Source organism: Pseudoalteromonas sp. Z9A5, from assembly GCF_011378875.1.
Taxonomy (GTDB): domain Bacteria; phylum Pseudomonadota; class Gammaproteobacteria; order Enterobacterales; family Alteromonadaceae; genus Pseudoalteromonas.
Window position 1 is genome coordinate 59,732 of sequence record NZ_WTLC01000013.1, and the last position, 16,171, is coordinate 75,902.

Consider the following 16,171-nt stretch of genomic DNA (forward strand, 5'->3'; position numbering starts at 1 on the left):
TACAGATAGTGTGAGCTTGCGGATAAAACAAGCTCACAATTAAAATTAAACTAACTTTCTAAATCGCTTTTATTCATTGTAATAACGCGTTGTGGGAATGGGATTTCAATATCAGCGTTATTAATTGCTTTATAAACACCACCGTTAATTGCAAGCTTGGTTTCGATGATCTTTGTAGTAGGTACCCAGTATCGGTAGCTTATTGTAACGCCGCTATCGGCAAAGCGTTCAATACCAACTTGTGATAATGGAGTTTGCGCTACTAATTCATGTGCTTTAAGTACGTCTTCAATAAGGCTAATCGCGTTATCAGAGCAAGCGCTATAAGCAATATCTATTTCACCTTTTACTAATGAGTAACTAAATGAGTTATGAAGAATCTCGCCAACAATGTGTTTGTTAGGGATAGTGATCTCTACTTTTTCTTCATTAATTAAAATAGTGTATCCCAGCTCTATTGTTTTAACCTGACCACTTACATTTTTAACTTCAATAGTGTCGCCAACTACAAAAGGGCGAGTAGCTATAATAGCAAGACCGGCACCATAGTTAGAGAGCATCCCTTGCAGTGCTAAACCAGCACCTAATGATGCGGCACCAATAGCAGCTACAAAGGGTGTTACGCTTATCCCTATTTTGCCCAGCGCAATAATTATAACCATTACAATTAGCAACACTTTTACAACGCTACTCACAAAATTAGTGAGCGTAATATCAACGTTATGGCGGGTCATTAAGCTTGCTACAATTTTTGCAAGCTTTTGGGCTATCCACAAACCAATAAGGACGATAAAAATAGCGCCAACAATTTGCATACTGTAGGTAACCATATACTCAGTAAGCATGGTGTAATATTTTTCAAATTGTTCAATTTCAGAACTGATCATATAGCGCTCTATGTTTGGACTATGTGGTATTTACTTACTATAGCAAAATGGAGATTAAAATTGGATATAACAACGGTACTATAATTGCGGTTAGTAAAGCGCTTAATGCCATTGCGACCGATGCAAATGCGCCAACTTTAGGGTGCTCTGCAATTGCAGCTGCGGTACCAATTGCATGGCATGCCGTGCCTATTGCAACACCTTGCGCTTCATGGTTATAAATTTTAAACAGTTTAAAAAGAATAAAACCAAATAAAGCACCTAATAAGCCGATAAAAATAACTAAAGCAGCAGCAAGGGAGCTAATTCCACCTAAGGAGTCAGTAACAATTAAAGTTATAGGGGTGGTAACGCTAAGTGCAGCAACTGATGCACTTAACTGTGTTGGTACATCAAATAACATACTTAATAAAAAAGCGACAAAGGTGGCGTTAATAATACCTAAACTGCAAGTAGTCACTATTAACAGTAAGTTTTTACGTACGTGAACAAATTGCTGATATAAGGGCAGGGCTAAAGCGACAATCGCAGGCTCTAATAGCCAACTTAATAATTTACTATGTGATGCAAACTCAGTGTAAGGTAAATTTAAATTAACGAGTAATAAAGCAATAATACTGATACTTAAAAATACAGGATTGGTGAGTGATTTTAATGCGCCGTTTTTTACACGTTGATTTATAGCTCTTAGCACTAAAAATAACGTAATAATAAAAGGGACACTGAACCACCATAAGTCAGGCGTGAGGTTTAACACTTCTTTGCTTATTAGCTCAATCATTGTTTTCTCGCCCTTTAAAATAAGCAATAACACCACTGATAAGCAATAAAGAGGTAATAGGAATTAAAACAAGAACAGAAACTAAAAAAGGCCATTGTGATTTTATTATGCCAAGGTGCTCAATAAATCCAATACCAGCAGGTATAAAAAATATAGGCATAATGTTTAAAATAGGTGAGGCGCATGGTTTTACATAATGCTCCTTTACGATACCTGATAAAAGTAAAACTAATAGAATAACCATGGCAAGTAGTGGTGCAGGAAAGCTTCCGCAAATAAAATGCATGATAAATTTAGCCAACGCTAAGCACAGTAAAATAATAGTGCCACTGAGCAAATATTTCATCAAAGTGGTTCTCAAAAAATATAAGAGCTTCACTTTACCAAACCCAAGCATTTTATGCATTGTGCATTAGTCTTACCAGCGCTTTGAGTCACTATAAGTTATATCTGTTTTTCCTTTAGCTTTAGCAATCGCCTTTTTAGTATTAGAGCTTAGTAACAAGCGGATTTGGCTTAACGTTTCTTTGGCGAGTATTTTGCGTTGCAGTGGTTTATAGCTTTGTTGAGTCACTCGTTTGATAGCTGCTAGTGTATCTGGGGAGCGCTCAAGTAATATGTTAAGCATATTTTGTGTGGCTTGTTGGGTATTATCGGTAAGTTGAGTAACTAACCCAAGTTCGTTTGCCTGTAATGCCGAAATAGGGTTTGCATGACTCGCAAGCCAAAGTGCTTGGTCACGTTTTACTAAACCACTCATCATTACATTAGCCCCCATATCGGGGCATAAACCCCAGCGAGCTTCCATAATGGCAAGTTTCGCATCGTGATGTACTATTCTGTAATCGGCACCGAGCGCAATCTGTAATCCACCACCTAAGCAATTGCCATTAATTTGTGCAATAACGGGCACACTCAGTGATTGCCAACCAAGGACAACTTTTTGTGCTAAGTTTTGATTGCCAGGTAACCATTTAAATAATAATTTTATAATATTAAATGGAGATGCCATTACCGACGATATATCAAGGCCTGCACAAAAATGCTCGCCATCACCGGTTATTACAACAGCGCGAATACTGCGATCTTTTTTTATGCTACGAATTGCCTTTTTTAACTCAATAAACATTTCAAAGCTCAGCGCATTTTGTTTTTGTGCCCTGCAAAGTGTGACAGTAGCAATTCCATTTTGTTTTTCTAATTTAATCATTACACACTCCTCTGACCTGTTGTTTGAGCTTATGTTGTTATGAGTATTAAGTAAAGGTAGGGTATTTTTATTAAAAAATGGAATTTTTTTATAAAGGAGTAGTCTTAATTAGTTGATTTTACTTATAACAAAGTAAATGCTTAATAAAGTATGACTCAGTTACAAAAAAACTGAATATTTAAATGTTTTATGAACAAAATAGTTGTCATATTTGATAATATAGCAGGACTCCAAAGCTTAAAGGTTAAGCGAATATGTCAGGTCCGCGTTTATACACTGTAGAAGAAGCAACTCATCAAGCTTATGATATTTTTTTAGAGCTAGCGCCAAATAACTTAAGCGAAAAAGATGTTGAAGACTTTAATGAGTTTAGAGAAGATCTTGGCTTTATTGAAGAAGACGAACCAGATGAGCAATGGCAAGATTTTGTAGCGCTTGAAATAGAGCCTGAGCATTTTATTCAGGTTTTAGTGGGTTTAGAATTTGAAAACGATGATGTTCTATTTGCCAAGATTTTAATTAGCCGTGATAAAGACGCGCCGTTTTGTCATATTTTATGGAAAGAAAGTGAATAAGTCAGTCTGATTTATTTATAATTATGTTCAAGAGAGAGTACTGTGCGTAAGTATTTATTATTAATTCTTTTAATTATTAGCTGCCCAACCTGGGCTGTTGATCCTTTTGAGGACTTTCATGAATATGGACAACTCTCTGATGAAGAAATTCATGATTTGCATAAAGGTGAAATGCTGTACGGCGACACCGAATTTGGTTTTATTTTAAGTAAAGGCAACACCAATTCGACCAGTTTCAAGTTTAAAGGTAATTTATATCAAGACTTTGAAAAATGGCGAAACCAATTCAAAATAGATACCCTTTATAAACGTGATCACAACGACGATACAGGTGAAACCGACGTAACCGCTAACCGTATATTTTTATCGGCACAAGGTAACTATAAAGTAGGTGTTAAAAACTCTTCATTTTTTATTTACGGTGATTATGAAGAAGATGAATTTAGTGGTCTCGACTTTAAGGGCACAATCGCGACTGGTTATGGCTCACGTGTATATCAAGGAAGCAAAAATAAAGTTGATATAGACATAGGTCCTGGTTTGTATCGATCAGTTGCTGCAGATGACTCTGAAGCAAGTGAAGATGAACTTGATAAAGTAGGTTACCTAGTCCGTATTGCCATGCAATGGGAACGCTTAGTATCTAAACGCACGCGCTTTAACCAAGATGTAAGTATAGAACAATCTCTTTCTGGGCTTAATTCTCGTTTGAAATCAGAAACGGCGCTTATTAGCCAAGTGATTGGTGCTGTATCGCTTAAATTTGCTTACATGTATCGTTATAATTCAAAACCTGAAGATGATAAACTCAAGTTCGACTCAGAGCTTAGCGCCACATTGGTATATAGCTTTTAAGTATTTATTTAATTTTAGAGAGTATTATGTATCAGCATAAGCAGTATGCGGTGTTTATCTTTTTTGTATTAGCATGGATTGGTGGCTTTGTTGCTCTTGCGTGGAATTTACTGGGCGCAGATGGACCATTAATAATATTTGCTGGCATTTTGGTGCTGGTGGGTTTTTTGTTCCATGGATTAACTGTAAAAGTAGATGATAAAACAATTAGCTGGGCATTTGGTCCCGGAGTTGCAGGTCAAAGCGTAGAGCTTCTTGATATTGCAGAAGCAAAAGCAGTTCAAAATTCGTATCGTCATGGTATTGGTATGCGTATTACCCACGATGGTTGGATATATACAGTATCTGGGTTTAGTGCAATTCAACTTACACTTAAAGATGGCACAATGTACCGAGTAGGTACTAATGATCAGCAAGGTTTATTAGCAGCCCTAAAAGAGAATAAGGTATTAATCGCGCTCCCAAAGACACCCAAAAGCGAATCTAAAGCGGTTAAACCCAATAATATGATATAAAAAAAGCGCCTTAGGCGCTTTTTTTATCAGCTTTACATAATCTTAGTGATCGTGACCACAACCACCTTCACCATGTACGTGACCATGAGTTAGTTCTTCTTCTGTTGCATCACGTACTTCAAGTATTTCTACATCAAAGTTAAGTGTAGTGCCAGCAAGTGGATTATTGCCATCTACAATTACTTCTTCATCTTGAATGTCGATAATCATTACAGATTGGTCGCCATCATCTGTTGATGCACGAAATTGCATACCCACTTCAATTTCCATGCCTTCAAACATAGATTTAGGCACCGCTTGCATTAGGTTTTCGTGACGCTCGCCATAACCTTCATCAGGTTCAACTTTTACACTTAGTGTATCGCCAGCTTGTTTGCCTTGTAGAGCATTTTCTAAACCTGAAATTAAATAGCCTGTGCCAATAATAAAAAGTAGTGGTTCACCACCGAACGAGTTATCAATGCTATTACCATCATTATCCATAACAGAATAATGCATCTTTACTACTTTGTTTTGCGCAACGATCATAGTCATTCCTATTTATTCATCTTCAAGAGAGTAAGGTAGAGGCAGAATGCTTAGCTCTACCTGAGGTGTGTGTTTTGCACGAAATACCTGAGTTACATCAGTATCGTTTGGCAACACAACAAGGCCCGTTAATCTGTTTGTTTGCTCATCAAAGCTTTGCGCAATAAGCTTGCCTGCACGACGCCAGTTTTCGCCTAATTGAATTTCTAAATCAGGTTCACTGAGCAGCCCTTCGCTTTGCCCAGAAACGATATACATTGCACGTTTGTTTTTACCTAGGTATTTCATACGTGCCACGGTTTCTTGACCTGTATAACAACCTTTTTTAAAACTAATACCATTAATAGCATGTAAATTAACCATTTGCGGTACGTACTCGCCAATAGCTTCAGAGCTTAATTGAGGTTCTCCAGCTAAAATTTCCGCTTGTTTCCATGGGGCATCTGTATCAAGAGTCGATACATTATCAGGAACACTAAATTGGCTATCAACCATTAATAATACGCGGTTACTTGCTAGTTTTAATGCTTTACCATGGCTAAAGTCGCATGCTGTAGCATCATCTTCAAAATTGATATTGAGTTGCGTAAGTATCTCGGTTAAGTCATCGCCAATAAGACCAATTAAGCGCTGTGAAGCGGCGCTTATATCAACCCTTGCAAATACGGCATATTTTTTAAGCTCAGCTAAAGACTTTTCTACTTCAGCGTCGCTACCAGCTAAATAGTAGCTGTCTTGATGGGCGAATAATTTAAACACCCCCCAAAGTTTTCCTTTTGCACTACAATGACCAGCCCATAAATAATTGCTGTTAGTTAGTTTATTGAGATCTTGAGTGATTTGTCCGTGTAAGTAAGATAATTTATCAGCACCATTAAGGCTAATAAGTTTATGAGATAATGGACATGCATAAACGCTCGACATAAAAACCTTCTTTGCAATATAAATGAAGTGACATAATAACGCAGTTAATACGTATGGTACAGACTAGCAATAGGCAGCGTCGATTTATTCTTTAATGAGAGATTAATAGCTGCTAAATAGGCTTGTATTTGTTAAACTTGGGGCAATTAAGTATGAGGTTTAAAATGGTCGAGATTCATAGTAAAGCACGTATTCGTTGGGCTTGTCGTCGTGGTATGTTAGAGCTAGATGTTTTGTTTATGCCGTTTGTTGAAGACGCATACGATTCTTTGAGCGCAGAACAACAAGCTATTTTTCAACGTTTATTAACAGAAGAAGACCCTGATTTGTTTGCATGGTTTATGGGTCATCAAGAATGTAAAGATGAGCAGTTAAATGCCATGGTTCAGCTTATTCTAGATAGAGTTCGTGTATAGATTTACGGTTACAGAAAATAAAGCAGACCACAAACCGATTGTGGTCTTTTTTTGTATGCTTGCTTTAATATTATGTTTATTTTTAAGCTCAATTACGGCAATGATTTTCTGCATCGTTGTTAATGCGTTAAGTGGGTTATTTGTTTGGCGTAAAATATTAGCTGCACACCCACTGCAAGGTACAATTATATTAGAGCCTAACCAATTTAGATTTGAAAGTACTACGTTAAAAATTCAAGGTGAGATAAGCATTAAAAGTCGCTTATTTGGTAATAGTATTTGGTTGTATATTAAAGGTTTTAATACAAACCATTGGCTAATAATATCAGCCAATGGTGTTAATGAACAAAGCTATGTAAGGTTAAAACGTGCGTTATTTAACGCGGCGTTAAAATAGTAGGTTTTGGGTTTTTATTTTGCTTTGGATAGTCAATAGTATAATGCAAACCTCGACTTTCTTTACGTTCCATTGCACTTCTAATAATTAATTCAGCAACTTGTACTAAATTACGTAGTTCTAATAAGTTATTACTTACTCTAAAGTTAGCGTAGTAATCGTGTATCTCTTGCTGTAGTAACTCAACTCTGTGAAGCGCACGTTCTAAACGTTTGGTTGAGCGAACAATTCCCACGTAATCCCACATAAACAAACGTAATTCATGCCAATTATGAGTAATTACAATTTCTTCATCTGAGTTACTAACACGGCTTTCATCCCAGTGAGGAAGAGCAATCGGTTCTGGTGCGCGTTCAATTTTGCTTAAAATATCTTTTGCAGCAGCGTGAGCAAAAACAATACACTCTAATAGTGAATTACTTGCCATACGGTTTGCACCATGTAAGCCTGTGTATGCAACCTCACCTATAGCATATAAATTGTCTAAATCGGTTTTACCGTTAAAGTCTGTCATTACGCCGCCACAAGTATAGTGAGCTGCGGGTACAACCGGAATCGCTTCTTTTGTTATATCAAGACCTACACTTAAACATTTTGCGTAAATAGTAGGGAAGTGCTCAATAATAAATTCTTGATCTTTATGGCTTATATCAAGGTACACACAGTTAGCGCCAAGGCGTTTCATTTCAAAGTCGATTGCGCGAGCAACAATATCGCGCGGAGCAAGTTCTTCTCGTTCATCAAAGTCTTTCATAAAACGAGTGCCGTCAGGGCGTTTTAAATAAGCACCTTCGCCACGCATTGCTTCAGTAATTAAAAAGTTTTGTAATTCTGGATGATATAAACTTGTTGGATGAAATTGATTAAATTCCATATTGGCGACTTTACACCCAGCGCGCCAAGCCATAGCAATACCATCACCACTTGAAACGTCTGGATTTGATGTATACAAGTACACTTTGCTAGCGCCACCGGTTGCAAGGGCCACAAATTTTGCTGAAATTGTTTCTACTTTTTTAGCTTTTTTGTTCCACACATACATACCTTCAATGTGTGAGCCAGTTTTACCTGCACTTTTATCTGTAATTAAGTCAATTGCGTTATATTGCTCAAGAAGCGTAATGTTTTTATGAATTTTAACTTGGCTAATTAGTGTAGTTTGCACCGCTTTACCAGTCGCATCAGCAGCATGCAAAATACGACGATGGCTATGACCACCTTCGCGCGTTAAATGAAAACGCTCTTTACCTTTGCTATCAAACTCCATATCAAAAGGCACGCCTTGATCAATTAACCATTGCAGGCAATCATGAGCGTTACTCGCAGTATAATGAACGGCGTCTCTGTCGCACAAACCGCCACCTGCATCGAGGGTATCTTCTACGTGAGACTCAATGCTGTCATTTTGTTTATCAAATACTGCTGCTATGCCACCTTGAGCATAAAGTGTAGAGCCTTCGGTAAGCGCTCCCTTACTGATCACGGTAACGTTACAATAGTTAGCTAAAGACAAGGCAAGTGATAAGCCCGCTGCGCCGCTACCTATAATAGCGACATCTGCAATATGATGTTTATTTTGGTTCATGTCAGGGGTACTTTGCGGTTACAATGCTCGTAATAGAGCAATATTTGTTTTTAATATATGTAGTTGTACCATATTTGTCATATTACTACGTAGTGATTTTAATGGCTTAGCGTCGTTATTTAGAACTAATTTATATAAAAATAATATTAAGCAGAACTTTTTATTCATATGGAAGTCATAGTATTTGTGAACAATGGCGATAATATAAATAACAAGCAAAAATCAGACATAGGAGTACCGGCTCGAATGAGCGAGCAGGAATTGGATTTAGTGCTAGTAAAAAGGGTTCAGGAAGGCGATAAAAATGCCTTTAACCTATTAGTAAAGAAGTATCAAAACAAGATTGCAGGTTTGATCTCACGTTATGTGTCGAATCAAGGTGATGTTGCAGATGTAGCACAAGAAGCATTTATTAAAGCTTACCGTGCGCTTCCTAACTTTAGAGGTGATAGTGCCTTTTATACTTGGTTATACCGTATTGCCGTTAATTGTGCTAAAAATTACTTAGTTGCACAGGGTCGTAAACCGCCAGCAAATGATATAGACGCTGAAGAAGCAGAGTTTTATGACTGCGCGGATTCGATGCGCTCAAATGCATCCCCTGAAAATTTGCTGTTAAGCGAAGAAGTACGCGCTGTTATTTTTAGTACGATTGATAGTTTGCCTGAAGACCTTAAAACTGCGATCACCCTCAGAGAAATTGAAGGGATGAGCTATGAAGAAATAGCCGTAGTAATGGATTGCCCAGTCGGTACGGTACGTTCGCGTATATTTCGTGCCCGCGAAGCAATAGATAATAAATTACACCCATTAATAGGCGAGTCTTAGTATGACAAAAGCACACCTTAACAAGTTAGATAACGAAGCGTTATCAGCATTACTTGATGGCGAACAACATCTAACAGATGCAAAAATTGCAGAGCAAGATGTAACTACGTTTGGTCGTTATGCGTTAATTGGTGATGCGATGCGTGCTCAAAAAAATAACGACGACATACATATTGATATAAGTGACCGCGTTGCATTCGCACTTGAAAGCGAACCTGTTTATGCTGACTTTAGTCAGTCAAACAAACAACCTCAGCCAAAAAGTGATACAGAGCAAGATAATAAAGTCGTTGCTTTTAATTGGCGTAAACCAGTTGCTCAACTTGCAATTGCCGCTAGCGTAGCAATGTTTGCTATTGTTGGTGTTAACACATTACCGCAAGGTAATAACGAGCAACAAAGCGAAATACCGCTACTGCAAACAACGCCTCTTGCAGGTATGGCATCGCCAGTGAGTTACTCATCTGAACCTGCACTTGAAAATGCAGAAGAAGGCTTACGTGAATTACAGCAACAGCGTATTGGAGCACTTGTTTTAGAGCATCAACGCCAAGCTCGTGTTGCTAACTCGCTGCAAACAGCGCAAAATGATACGAAAGCACAAGAGGAAAAAAACTAATTAAATGAAAGTAATCACTTTTGTTCTGTCGTTTGCATTAAGCTTTAATGCGTTTGCGAGCGACACAAACCCCGCTAAAGATTTATTACTCAAAATGGCTGATGCTGTTCATAATCGTAATTTTGACGCTTCATTTGTAGTTGTTAAAGGTAAAACGATGGAACCGTATCGCTGGGTTCATGCAAAGCAAGGTAATACCGAACTTGAACACTTAAGCTTACTCAATGGCGCAGGTCTTGAAATGGTGCGAGTTGATGATCAGGTTACTTACTTTGAGCCACAATCAGAACCTTATTCACTTAAAACAGATTCAATTGCAGGACCTATTCCTGAAGTACTATTTAAAGATATAGATCGCCTAAGCGCGCACTATGATTTTGTACTTGGTGGCAAAGGACGTATAGCAGGGCGAGCAGCTCAATTAGTACGCATTGAATCTAAAGACGAATACAAATATAACTACTGGATTTGGCTTGATATGGAGTCGTCTTTATTATTAAAAGCGGCCTATGTAAATCATGAAGGTGATGCATTAGAGCAGCTACAGTTAACGCATATCAGCGTAACTGAGCAGCCTGCAAACATGCTTCTTGAAGTGCTAAATCGTAATTTCCCAACGCCTTTACCTGAAAGTGTTCTTGAAAATACAGAAAATGAAGCAACTAATTGGGAAATAAGCTGGGTACCTGATGGGTTTAAATTATTAAAATCAGATAGACATAAGTTAGATTTAAATAATGAATTAACAGACTATTACCTATATTCAGACGGGTTTGTTGAAGTATCAGTATTTATACAAAGACCTTTACCTGGCAAGCGTTTAAGCGGAGCATTAACTTCTGGTGCAACGACTGTATATGTGCATAATGGCGGTAATTTTGATGTATCGGTTGTTGGTAATGTACCGAGTATGACCGCAAAAGCAATTGCAGAGTCAGTAACTCGCGCGTTATAAACGATTCGTAAGGATTGTTATGATTGAACAAACTCTCACCGTTGTGGCCATTAACGGCCACATTGCAGATTTAGAAGCAGAGCAAAAGCAAGCTTGTGCAGGCTGTAATGGTCGTTGTGGCTCACAAGTCTTTAGCAAATTATTTGGTACTGCTAAAAAAACACTTCCCTATAAATTTGACTCATCTGTTTCGATAGGTCAAAAAGTTACTTTATCGTTAGACGACAGCCATGTAGTTAAACATGCCTTTGCTGTGTACATGGTTCCACTATTTTTAAGCCTTACTTTTGCTTTAGCTGCGTCTGAACTTTTTAAAGTTGCAGAAGGGTGGCAAATTTTAGCTGCTGCATTTGGCGGAATTACAGGCTTTTTTATAGCTAAAACTCAGGTTAAATCGCTCAAACACGATATAAAAGTAATAAAAATTCACCCAATTAGTATCCCTTTAACTCAAATAGATGGTGATTGACGCCAATTAAATGTAAAATTGTCGTTTTATACCAAAGTAACTTGGAAATACAGGGAGTGGTGGTTTTTAATATCGTTTTATCTTATATAACAAGGCAAGTTTATTTTATATAACTTGTTGTTTAATAATAAATAAAATATTTATAACCCATCTTAAAAAGCGCAAGCGGAATCTGTGTTTTACGCACTGAGTTTGTGGCATCCTACAGCAAGTATTTTCAAGTCACTTCGGTATTCATAATTAGTCCATTAAAATAGAAGTATAGAATCCAGTTTATGAAGCATATCCGTAATTTTTCGATCATCGCCCATATTGACCATGGTAAATCGACCCTTTCAGATCGTTTGATCCAAGTTTGTGGCGGTTTAACAGACCGTGAAATGCAAAAACAAGTTTTGGATTCAATGGATATTGAGCGCGAACGTGGTATTACCATTAAAGCGCAAAGTGTAACGTTGAATTACAAAGCGAACGATGGCGAAACCTATCAGCTTAATTTCATTGATACTCCAGGACACGTCGATTTTACTTATGAAGTATCACGTTCTTTAGCTGCGTGTGAAGGCGCACTACTTGTTGTTGATGCAGGTCAAGGTGTTGAAGCACAAACATTAGCTAACTGTTACACCGCTATTGAAATGGAATTAGAAGTAATTCCAGTACTTAATAAAATAGATTTACCACAAGCAGATCCTTTGCGTGTTGCAGAAGAAATTGAAGAAATTATTGGTATTGATGCATTAGATGCAGTGCAATGTAGCGCTAAAACAGGCGTAGGTATTGCTGAAGTACTTGAAATGATTGTTAGAGACGTTCCGCCACCAGTAGGTAACACAGATGGACCTCTACAAGCTCTTATTATAGATTCTTGGTTTGACCCATACCAAGGCGTGGTATCACTAGTGCGTATTAAGCATGGTGAATTACGCATTGGCGACAAAATAAAAATAATGTCGAACGAGCATATACATACAGCTGACCAAGTAGGTGTGTTTACACCTAAGCAAACTAATACCGGTATTTTAAGAACGGGTGAAGTAGGCTTTGTTATTGCTGGCATAAAAGAGATACATGGTGCGCCAGTAGGCGACACTATTACTCATCAAAAAAATGCTGCACCACTTCGTTTACCAGGCTTTCAAAAAATTAAGCCACAGGTTTATGCAGGTATGTTTCCAATTGCATCAGATGAGTATGAATCATTCCGCGATGCGCTTAATAAATTAAGCTTAAACGATGCGTCGTTATTCTTTGAACCAGAGAATTCAACAGCGCTAGGTTTTGGTTTCCGTTGTGGCTTTTTAGGTATGCTGCACATGGAAATCATTCAAGAGCGTTTAGAGCGTGAATACGATATTGATTTAATAACAACTGCACCTACAGTAATCTATGAAATAGTTACTAAAGAAGGTACATTCCAGATTGATAACCCGTCTGATTTACCTGCAGTAAACGATATTTTAGAAATTCGTGAACCGATTGTTGAAGCTAATATTTTGGTACCTCAAGAATACCTGGGTAATGTTATTACCTTATGTATTGAAAAACGTGGTAGCCAAACTAAAATGACTTATCACGGTAAGCAAGTAGCTGTTACGTATGAGCTGCCTATGGCTGAAGTGGTAATGGACTTTTTTGATAAATTAAAATCAACAAGTCGTGGTTTTGCATCGCTTGACTATAACTTTAAGCACTTTCAAACATCAGACATGGTGCGTGTAGATATTTTAATTAATAGTGAGCGCGTTGATGCACTTGCGATTATTGTTCACAGAGATGGTGCACAGTCTCGCGGTCGTCAGTTAGCTGATGCATTAAAAGAGCTTATTCCTCGTCAAATGTTTGATATTGCGATTCAAGCAGCTATTGGGCAACATGTTATTGCACGTACCACGGTAAAACAATTACGTAAAAACGTAATTGCTAAGTGTTACGGTGGTGATGTAAGTCGTAAGAAAAAGCTACTTAAAAAGCAAAAAGATGGTAAAAAACGTATGAAACAAGTAGGTAATGTTGAAGTACCTCAAGAAGCGTTTTTAGCTATTTTAAAAGTTGGTAAATAAAACAAAGGATTATAAATGGCTGGTTATTTTTCAGTTTTTTTGGTGTTATTAACTTTAGGCTCAGGTTTAATATGGTTAATAGATCACTTAATATATGCACCTAAAAGGCAAGCGCTTCTAGATATGGCGCAAAAGTCTGCAGGTGCTCCGTTAGATGAAGAGACAGTGGCGTTAATAGCGCCAGAACCAGTAGTAACTGAAACGGCAAAGTCAATTTTTCCTATGATTGCAGCAATTACTATTTTTAGATCGTTTATTTTTGAACCGTTTCAAATTCCATCGGGTTCAATGATGCCTACACTGTTAGTAGGTGATTTTATTTTAGTACAAAAATACGCTTATGGAATAAAAGATCCTGTTTGGCGAACGCAGTTGGTAGATGTAGATAAACCATCACGCGGTGATGTTGTTGTTTTTAAATTTCCGTTAAATGAAAATATCGACTATATAAAAAGAACGATTGGGCTACCTGGCGATAAGATTGTTTATCGTGATAAACGTTTGTTTATTCAGCCAAATTGTAAAGAGGGTGAAACACAACAAGGTAACTTGGTGTGTAATGAGTACAATAAAATTGATATGGAAATCATCAAAAACGGCGAATTCAATTTAAATGGAAAGACCTCTGTGCGTTTAACTGAGTCTTTAACTGACGATGGTCATGATATTTTAATTTATCCTGAACGAGCTGAAAGAAAAGGGCGATACTATAAACAACCAGGCACACCTTCTGATGAATGGGTTGTACCTGCGGATCATTATTTCATGATGGGCGATAATCGTGACAATAGTGAAGATGGTCGCTTTTGGGGTTTTGTACCAAAAGAAAACTTGGTGGGTAAAGCTGTCTTTATATGGATGAGTTTTGAATTTGAGAATGGCCCTGATGATTTTTTACCAGGATGGGTTCCAACTGGTGTTCGTTTTGAGCGCCTAGGTAATATTCAGTAACAATGAAAAAAAATGTAACCGAACTATATAAAAAAATTGGCTATGAGTTTGCTGATCAAGGTTTACTTGAACAAGCAATGACGCACCGCAGCCACAAAGGTCAACACAATGAGCGACTAGAATTTTTAGGTGACTCTATTTTGAGCTTTGTAATTGCGAATGCACTTTATGCTAAATTTCCTAAAGCGCGTGAAGGCGATTTAAGCCGCATGCGCTCTACACTTGTACGTGGTCAAACTCTTGCTGAGTTTGGACTTGAATTTGGTCTGGGTGATTATTTACGCTTAGGTCCTGGCGAGCTTAAAAGTGGCGGTTTTCGTCGCGAGTCAACGCTTGCCGATGCAGTAGAGGCTATTATTGGTGCTGCATTTTTAGATTCAGGTATTGATAGCTGCGGCGATCTAATATTAGCGTGGTACGAATCACGCTTGGATGCTATTTCACCAGGGCTTAATCAAAAAGATCCGAAGACCCTGCTGCAAGAGCATCTACAAGGCCGTAAGTTGCCTTTACCTGGCTACACCGTTGTTGATACACAAGGCCAAGCACACAATCAAACATTCACGGTTGAATGTATTGTTGATGGAATGGATAGCATAATTTCTGTTGGTAGCTCGCGCCGAAAAGCCGAACAAAAAGCTGCTGAAAAAGCATTGAAGATAATTAAAAATGAATCTTGATACCTTAATACAACATCGCGAAGGCGATGTAGATACGTTTTGTGGCATGGTCGCAATTGTAGGACGTCCAAACGTTGGTAAATCAACTTTACTCAATGAAATTATTGAGCAAAAAGTAAGTATTACCTCACGTAAACCACAAACAACACGCCATCGTATTATGGGTATTCATACCGAAGGTAAACACCAAGCGGTTTATATTGATACACCAGGGCTACACGTTGAAGAAAAACGAGCAATTAACCGTTTAATGAATCGTGCAGCATCTAGTTCAATTGGCGATGTAGAACTTATTGTATTTGTAGTTGAAGGCACTCATTGGAATGCCGATGACGACATGGTACTCAATAAAGTATCGCAAAGTGGTAAACCTGTGCTGTTGGTTATTAACAAAATAGACCAAGTGAAAGACCGTGATCTTGTACTACCTCATATGAAGTGGTTAGGTGATAAGTTTGATTTTATCGGCATTATGCCAGTATCAGCTAAGCAAGGTAAAAACGTTGATTTAATTAAAGCTGAAGTAACTAAGCGCTTACAGCCTTGTGAATTTTACTTTCCAGATGATTACGTAACTGACCGTTCAATGCGCTTTATGGCTGCTGAAACCATCCGTGAAAAGCTAATGCGCTTTATGGGTGAAGAACTTCCGTACTCTGTAACTGTTGAAATTGAGCAGTTTAAGTGGCAAGAAAACGGTGTTTGGCACATCAATGGATTAATTTTGGTTGAGCGCGAAACACAAAAACGCATGGTTATTGGTAATAAAGGCGAAAAGCTAAAAACCATTGGTCGTGAAGCACGTAAAGATATTGAAGAAATGCTTGATAATAAAGTGTTTTTAGAGCTTTGGGTGAAAGTTAAATCGGGTTGGGCTGATGATGAGCGTGCACTGCGTAGCCTAGGTTATGGTGAAGACTAAACTCATAAGCG

Annotated in this window: 20 protein-coding genes; 13 read left to right on the forward strand and 7 right to left on the reverse strand. The window is 37.9% G+C overall.

Annotated elements, in window-relative coordinates; genetic code table 11:
- Nucleotides 1-50: 50 nt before the first annotated feature.
- From GQR56_RS08715 to GQR56_RS08730, 4 genes are all read right to left on the reverse strand, one after another.
- Nucleotides 51-887: a mechanosensitive ion channel family protein gene (locus GQR56_RS08715; protein ID WP_166110427.1), complete on the reverse strand. Its 837-nt coding sequence runs from the start codon at nt 885-887 to the stop codon at nt 51-53.
- A 37-nt stretch (nt 888-924) separates the two neighbouring features.
- The gene (locus GQR56_RS08720) at nt 925-1,668 is read right to left on the reverse strand and encodes an LrgB family protein (protein ID WP_166110429.1); all 744 of its coding nucleotides are present in this window, start codon (nt 1,666-1,668) and stop codon (nt 925-927) included.
- Nucleotides 1,661-2,014, reverse strand: coding sequence for a CidA/LrgA family protein (locus GQR56_RS08725; RefSeq protein WP_166110431.1), 354 nt, complete (start codon nt 2,012-2,014; stop codon nt 1,661-1,663). Before GQR56_RS08725 ends, GQR56_RS08720 begins: the two co-directional genes overlap by 8 nt.
- Before the next feature lie 72 nt (nt 2,015-2,086).
- Nucleotides 2,087-2,878: a crotonase/enoyl-CoA hydratase family protein gene (locus tag GQR56_RS08730; protein ID WP_166110434.1), complete on the reverse strand. Its 792-nt coding sequence runs from the start codon at nt 2,876-2,878 to the stop codon at nt 2,087-2,089.
- Between the two features lie 254 nt (nt 2,879-3,132).
- On the opposite strand from GQR56_RS08730, the gene GQR56_RS08735 reads away from it, so the two are divergent.
- Genes GQR56_RS08735 through GQR56_RS08745 form a run of 3 tightly spaced genes read left to right on the forward strand, consistent with a single transcriptional unit; the run spans nt 3,133 to nt 4,823 of the window.
- Nucleotides 3,133-3,453, forward strand: coding sequence for an HI1450 family dsDNA-mimic protein (locus GQR56_RS08735; protein ID WP_024610599.1), 321 nt, complete (start codon nt 3,133-3,135; stop codon nt 3,451-3,453).
- 42 nt (nt 3,454-3,495) lie between these two features.
- Nucleotides 3,496-4,308, forward strand: coding sequence for a DUF481 domain-containing protein (locus GQR56_RS08740; protein WP_166110437.1), 813 nt, complete (start codon nt 3,496-3,498; stop codon nt 4,306-4,308).
- A 26-nt stretch (nt 4,309-4,334) separates the two neighbouring features.
- Nucleotides 4,335-4,823, forward strand: coding sequence for a hypothetical protein (locus GQR56_RS08745; RefSeq protein WP_166110440.1), 489 nt, complete (start codon nt 4,335-4,337; stop codon nt 4,821-4,823).
- Nucleotides 4,824-4,865: 42 nt separating this feature from the next.
- On the opposite strand, the gene GQR56_RS08750 is transcribed toward GQR56_RS08745, so the two are convergent.
- A complete protein-coding gene (locus tag GQR56_RS08750; protein WP_024610596.1) occupies nt 4,866-5,351 on the reverse strand; it encodes a peptidylprolyl isomerase in 486 nt (161 codons plus the stop codon).
- 12 nt (nt 5,352-5,363) lie between these two features.
- A complete protein-coding gene (gene ygfZ, locus GQR56_RS08755; protein WP_166110446.1) occupies nt 5,364-6,275 on the reverse strand; it encodes a tRNA-modifying protein YgfZ in 912 nt (303 codons plus the stop codon).
- A 164-nt stretch (nt 6,276-6,439) separates the two neighbouring features.
- On the opposite strand from ygfZ, the gene GQR56_RS08760 reads away from it, so the two are divergent.
- Together GQR56_RS08760 and GQR56_RS08765 are read left to right on the forward strand one after the other, a co-directional pair.
- Entirely contained in the window at nt 6,440-6,691 is a 252-nt protein-coding gene (locus GQR56_RS08760; protein WP_024610594.1) for a succinate dehydrogenase assembly factor 2, read from the forward strand.
- Nucleotides 6,692-6,746: 55 nt separating this feature from the next.
- Entirely contained in the window at nt 6,747-7,088 is a 342-nt protein-coding gene (locus GQR56_RS08765; protein WP_166110451.1) for a hypothetical protein, read from the forward strand.
- Here GQR56_RS08765 and nadB read toward each other — a convergent pair.
- Nucleotides 7,069-8,673 carry an L-aspartate oxidase gene (gene nadB, locus GQR56_RS08770; RefSeq protein WP_166110456.1) on the reverse strand — a complete coding sequence of 535 codons (1,605 nt, stop codon included), beginning with the start codon at nt 8,671-8,673 and terminating at the stop codon, nt 7,069-7,071. The genes GQR56_RS08765 and nadB overlap by 20 nt on opposite strands.
- A gap of 246 nt (nt 8,674-8,919) precedes the next feature.
- On the opposite strand from nadB, the gene rpoE reads away from it, so the two are divergent.
- The 8 genes from rpoE (at nt 8,920) to era (ending at nt 16,160) form a co-directional block, all read left to right on the forward strand.
- Nucleotides 8,920-9,501: an RNA polymerase sigma factor RpoE gene (rpoE, locus tag GQR56_RS08775; RefSeq protein WP_024610591.1), complete on the forward strand. Its 582-nt coding sequence runs from the start codon at nt 8,920-8,922 to the stop codon at nt 9,499-9,501.
- Between the two features lies 1 nt (nt 9,502).
- Nucleotides 9,503-10,120, forward strand: a complete 618-nt coding sequence (locus GQR56_RS08780; protein WP_024610590.1) for an RseA family anti-sigma factor — start codon at nt 9,503-9,505, stop codon at nt 10,118-10,120.
- Between the two features lie 4 nt (nt 10,121-10,124).
- Nucleotides 10,125-11,075, forward strand: coding sequence for a MucB/RseB C-terminal domain-containing protein (locus tag GQR56_RS08785; protein ID WP_166110459.1), 951 nt, complete (start codon nt 10,125-10,127; stop codon nt 11,073-11,075).
- 19 nt (nt 11,076-11,094) lie between these two features.
- A complete protein-coding gene (locus GQR56_RS08790; protein WP_166110462.1) occupies nt 11,095-11,544 on the forward strand; it encodes a SoxR reducing system RseC family protein in 450 nt (149 codons plus the stop codon).
- A 275-nt stretch (nt 11,545-11,819) separates the two neighbouring features.
- Nucleotides 11,820-13,607, forward strand: a complete 1,788-nt coding sequence (gene lepA / locus GQR56_RS08795) for a translation elongation factor 4 (RefSeq protein WP_024610587.1) — start codon at nt 11,820-11,822, stop codon at nt 13,605-13,607.
- Between the two features lie 15 nt (nt 13,608-13,622).
- Complete coding sequence (gene lepB / locus GQR56_RS08800) at nt 13,623-14,558, forward strand: signal peptidase I (RefSeq protein WP_166110465.1); 936 nt, start codon at nt 13,623-13,625, stop codon at nt 14,556-14,558.
- Nucleotides 14,559-14,560: 2 nt separating this feature from the next.
- Nucleotides 14,561-15,238 carry a ribonuclease III gene (rnc, locus tag GQR56_RS08805; protein WP_024610585.1) on the forward strand — a complete coding sequence of 226 codons (678 nt, stop codon included), beginning with the start codon at nt 14,561-14,563 and terminating at the stop codon, nt 15,236-15,238.
- A complete protein-coding gene (era, locus tag GQR56_RS08810; protein WP_024610584.1) occupies nt 15,228-16,160 on the forward strand; it encodes a GTPase Era in 933 nt (310 codons plus the stop codon). Before rnc ends, era begins: the two co-directional genes overlap by 11 nt.
- The last annotated feature ends 11 nt before the right edge of the window (nt 16,161-16,171 follow it).